The sequence below is a fragment of the Geminicoccus flavidas genome (assembly GCF_009806515.1).
GTDB classification, from domain to species: Bacteria; Pseudomonadota; Alphaproteobacteria; order Geminicoccales; family Geminicoccaceae; genus Geminicoccus; species Geminicoccus flavidus.
Genome location: NZ_WUJP01000383.1, coordinates 1 through 3,679, shown reverse-complemented (window position 1 = coordinate 3,679; position 3,679 = coordinate 1). Strand labels below are relative to the sequence as shown.

5 protein-coding genes are annotated in these 3,679 nt (G+C 68.0%); 3 read left to right on the top strand and 2 right to left on the bottom strand.

What is annotated here, in order from left to right:
* Positions 1 to 498 (bottom strand): AraC family transcriptional regulator (locus tag EQG76_RS10840; RefSeq protein WP_235031308.1); only part of this gene is annotated, 498 nt, incomplete at its 3' end.
* A 136-nt stretch (positions 499 to 634) separates the two neighbouring features.
* On the opposite strand from EQG76_RS10840, the gene EQG76_RS10835 reads away from it, so the two are divergent.
* Positions 635 to 1,885, top strand: a complete 1,251-nt coding sequence (locus tag EQG76_RS10835) for a sarcosine oxidase subunit beta family protein (RefSeq protein ID WP_159713261.1) — start codon at positions 635 to 637, stop codon at positions 1,883 to 1,885.
* A 59-nt stretch (positions 1,886 to 1,944) separates the two neighbouring features.
* Here EQG76_RS10835 and EQG76_RS10830 read toward each other — a convergent pair whose 3' ends face one another.
* Positions 1,945 to 2,232 carry a GIY-YIG nuclease family protein gene (locus EQG76_RS10830; RefSeq protein WP_159713259.1) on the bottom strand — a complete coding sequence of 96 codons (288 nt, stop codon included), beginning with the start codon at positions 2,230 to 2,232 and terminating at the stop codon, positions 1,945 to 1,947.
* A 131-nt stretch (positions 2,233 to 2,363) separates the two neighbouring features.
* On the opposite strand from EQG76_RS10830, the gene EQG76_RS10825 reads away from it, so the two are divergent.
* On the top strand, positions 2,364 to 2,645 hold the full coding sequence (locus EQG76_RS10825; protein ID WP_159713257.1) for a sarcosine oxidase subunit delta: 282 nt from the start codon (positions 2,364 to 2,366) through the stop codon (positions 2,643 to 2,645).
* Positions 2,642 to 3,679: FAD-dependent oxidoreductase (locus tag EQG76_RS10820; RefSeq protein ID WP_159713255.1), on the top strand; the 1,038-nt coding region annotated here is incomplete at its 3' end. The genes EQG76_RS10825 and EQG76_RS10820, both read left to right, overlap by 4 nt.

The following is a 3,679-nucleotide window of genomic DNA, read 5'->3' as shown; positions in this document are numbered from 1 at the left end:
GCCCAGGATATGGGCGCCGGCGCAAATCGAGCCGATCTGCGCGCCGCGTCGATCGGCCCAGCGCAGCCAGGCCAGCACCTCCTTGTCCTGGTAGCGCTCGGAATGCAGCCCACCGCAGACCACGATGGTGGGGGGCTGGCTGGCCGGGATCTCGAACTTGCCCATGGGCAGGTCGACCGCCGTCTCGATGCCCACGGAGGAGGCCACCGGCTGGCCGTCCTTGCTCAGGATCACCCAGCGGTACAGCTCTTTTCCCGACATCCGGTTGGCGATCCGCAACGGCTCCAGCGCTGCCGCGAACGCGATCATCGTGAAGCTCGGAACCAGCAGAAACGCCACGATCTCCGGTTGACTTCGGTTCTGCTCGCTCATCCTGACCCTTTTGGCGAAGGGGGAAGTCCGGCCGATCTCCGACGGTGGCAGTTTCGTGTTTGCGACACAAGCTTGCCTCGTACCGGAACGCCGCCGGAAGTGCTCCAGGTCGGGCCGCTGCGACATCCGGCCGCAGCGGGGCGGTGGGTGTCGCTTTCGCTGCGGCTACCGGCCGCCGTGCCGCTAGACGGCGGCCGATCCCTGCCGCTACTCCTCCGCGCTTGAGGCCCCTGACTGGCCGGACCACCAGCATGACCTGCGCATGACCCGCTTCTCGATCTTCTCGCTGGCGAGGAACGCCCTGTCCGGCCACGCCAACTGGCCGGCCTACTGGCGCAGCCCCGAGCCCAAGCGGGGCTACGATGTCGTCATCATCGGCGGCGGCGGCCATGGCTTGGCCACTGCCTACTACCTCGCCAAGGTCCACAAGGTGACCAATGTTGCGGTGATCGAGCGCGGCTGGCTGGGCGGCGGCAATACCGGGCGCAACACCACGATCTGCCGCTCCAACTATCTCTACGACGAGAGTGCCGCCCTCTACGACCATGCGATGCAGCTCTGGGAAGGGCTCTCGGCCGAGCTGAACTACAACGTGATGTTCAGCCAGCGCGGCGTGCTCATGCTGGCGCACAACACCCACGACATGCAGATCGCCAGGCGCACCGTCCACGCCAACCGGCTGAACGGCGTGGACAACGAGCTGCTGACCGCCGAGGAGGCCAAGGCCTTCTGCCCGCAGCTCAACCTGTCCAAGGACATCCGCTACCCGGTGATGGGTGCCGCCTTGCAGCGGCGTGGCGGGACCGCCCGGCACGACGCGGTCGCCTGGGGCTATGCGCGCGGTGCCGATCGCTTGGGCGTCGACATCATCCAGAACTGCGAGGTGACCGGCATCCGGGTCGAGGGCGGCCGGGCGGTGGGAGTGGAGACCAGCCGGGGCTACATCGCGGCCGGCCGGATCGGCTGCGTCGCTGCCGGCCATTCCTCGGTGGTGGCCGGCATGGCCGGAATCGAGCTGCCGCTGGAAAGCTTCCCGCTCCAGGCGCTGGTGTCCGAGCCGGTCAAGCCGGCCTTCCCCTGCGTGGTGATGAGCAACACGATCCACGCCTATATCAGCCAGTCCGACAAGGGCGAGCTGGTGATCGGCGCCGGCACCGACCAGTACATCTCCTATGCCCAGCGCGGCGGGATGCAGATCATCGAGCATACGCTGGAGGCGATCCTGGAACTGTTCCCGATCTTCTCCCGGATGCGGATGCTGCGATCCTGGGCCGGCATCGTCGACGTTACCCCTGACCGCTCGCCGATCATCGGCAAGACGCCGGTGGACAATTTCTTCATCAACTGCGGCTGGGGGACGGGCGGCTTCAAGGCCACGCCCGGCTCCGGCCATGTCTTCGCCCACACCCTGGCTCATGGCGAGCCGCACCCGATCAACGCGCCCTTCACGCTGGACCGGTTCGTCAACGGCCGGCTGATCGACGAGGCGGCGGCGGCGGCGGTGGCGCATTGATGCTTCGTCGCGCTCACCTCCCATCGTCATGGCCGACCTTGAGCCGGCCATCCAGTCGTTCACTGGACGATGTCGTCCCAAAGGTGCTGCCAGTCGGGGTTGATCTTCTCGATCAGCGCGAGCTTCCAGTCGCGCCGCCAGCGCTTCAGGCTGGTTTCCCGCTGGATCGCCGCAGCCATCTCGTCATGGACCTCGTACCAGACCAGCGACTTCACGCCGTAGCGCTTGGTGAAGCCTGCAACTGCTCCAGTCCGGTGCTCGTGAACACGACGGATGAGATCTCCCGTCACGCCAACGTAGAGCGTGCCGTTGCGCTGGCTGGCCATGATGTAGACGAATGCCGCCATGCCTCACCATCCGGACGACTGGATGGCCGGATCCAGCCCGGCCATGACGATCTTGGGTGGGAGCGTCCCGCACTTTCTTCGCCATCGCTGACCCTGTGCCGGCCATCCAGCTTCCCCAAGAGCCCCATCCCATGCTCCTGATCACCTGCCCCCATTGCGGCCCGCGCGCCGAGACCGAATTCCGCAATGGCGGCGAGGCCGGCATCGTGCGTCCCAGCGATCCGGGGGCGCTAAGCGACGGCGCCTGGGCCGGCTATGTCTTCACCCGGCAAAACCCCAAGGGCCGCTTCCACGAGCGCTGGTGCCACGTCCAGGGTTGCGGGCGCTGGTTCACCGCGGTGCGGGACACGGTGACCGATCGGTTCTCGAGCTTTCATGCGGCGGGCGAGCAGCCGGACGGGGCGGGCCCATGAGCCAGAAGGCGCGCATCGCGCAGGGCGGGCGGATCGACCGGAGCCGCACGATCCGCTTCACCTTCGACGGCAAACGCTACGAGGGCCATCCCGGCGACACGCTGGCCTCCGCCCTGCTCGCCAACGGCGTCCATCTGGTCGGCCGCTCGTTCAAGTACCACCGGCCGCGTGGCTTCCTGTCGGCAGGCTCGGAAGAGCCGAACGGGCTGGTCCAGCTCCAGATGGGGGGCGGGCGCACCGACCCGAACTTCAAGGCGACCCAGGTCGAGCTGTTCGACGGGCTGGTGGCCGAGAGCCAGAACCGCAAGGGCTCGCTGCGCTACGACCGCAACGCGGTGAACGACCGGCTTGCCAACTTCCTGCCAGCCGGCTTCTACTACAAGACCTTCAAGTGGCCGGCCGCCTTCTGGACGAAGGTGTACGAGCCACGCATCCGTGCAGCCGCCGGGCTGGGCAAGGCGCCGACGGCACCGGATCCCGACCGCTATCTGCACCGCCATGTCTGGACTGACGTGCTGGTGGTCGGGGCGGGGCCGGCCGGGCTGGCCGCAGCGCTGGCGGCGGCGCGCACCGGGGCCCGGGTGATCCTGTGCGACGAGCAGCCGGAGGTTGGCGGCTCGCTGCTGAGCGAAAGCGGCCGGGGGATCACGGTCGACGAGGTGGCGCCCGAAGCCTGGCTGGAGCGGGCGAGAGCCGAGCTCGACCAGCACCCCGAGCTCACCGTCCTCACCCGCACGACCTGCTTTGGCTATTACGACCACAACTATCTGGGCCTGCTGGAAAAGGTCATCGACCACCTGGCCGACCCGCCGCCGGACCTGCCGCGCCAGCGCCTGTGGCGGGTGCGGGCGAAGCAGGTGGTGCTGACGACCGGCGCCATCGAGCGCCCGCTGGTGTTCCCGGACAACGACCGGCCAGGCATCATGCTGGCGAGCGCCGCGCGTACCTACCTGAACCGGTTCGGCGTGCTGGTCGGCCGCGAGGTCGTGGTCTGCACCAGCGATGACAGCGCCTATGACGCTGCCCTGGACCTC

Bases quoted from the DNA above. Each gene is read 5' to 3' on its own strand.
- EQG76_RS10835 (WP_159713261.1), top strand. From the start codon at position 635: ATGACCCGCTTCTCGATCTTCTCGCTGGCGAGGAACGCCCTGTCCGGC.
- EQG76_RS10830 (WP_159713259.1), bottom strand. From the start codon at position 2,232: ATGGCGGCATTCGTCTACATCATGGCCAGCCAGCGCAACGGCACGCTC.
- EQG76_RS10825 (WP_159713257.1), top strand. From the start codon at position 2,364: ATGCTCCTGATCACCTGCCCCCATTGCGGCCCGCGCGCCGAGACCGAA.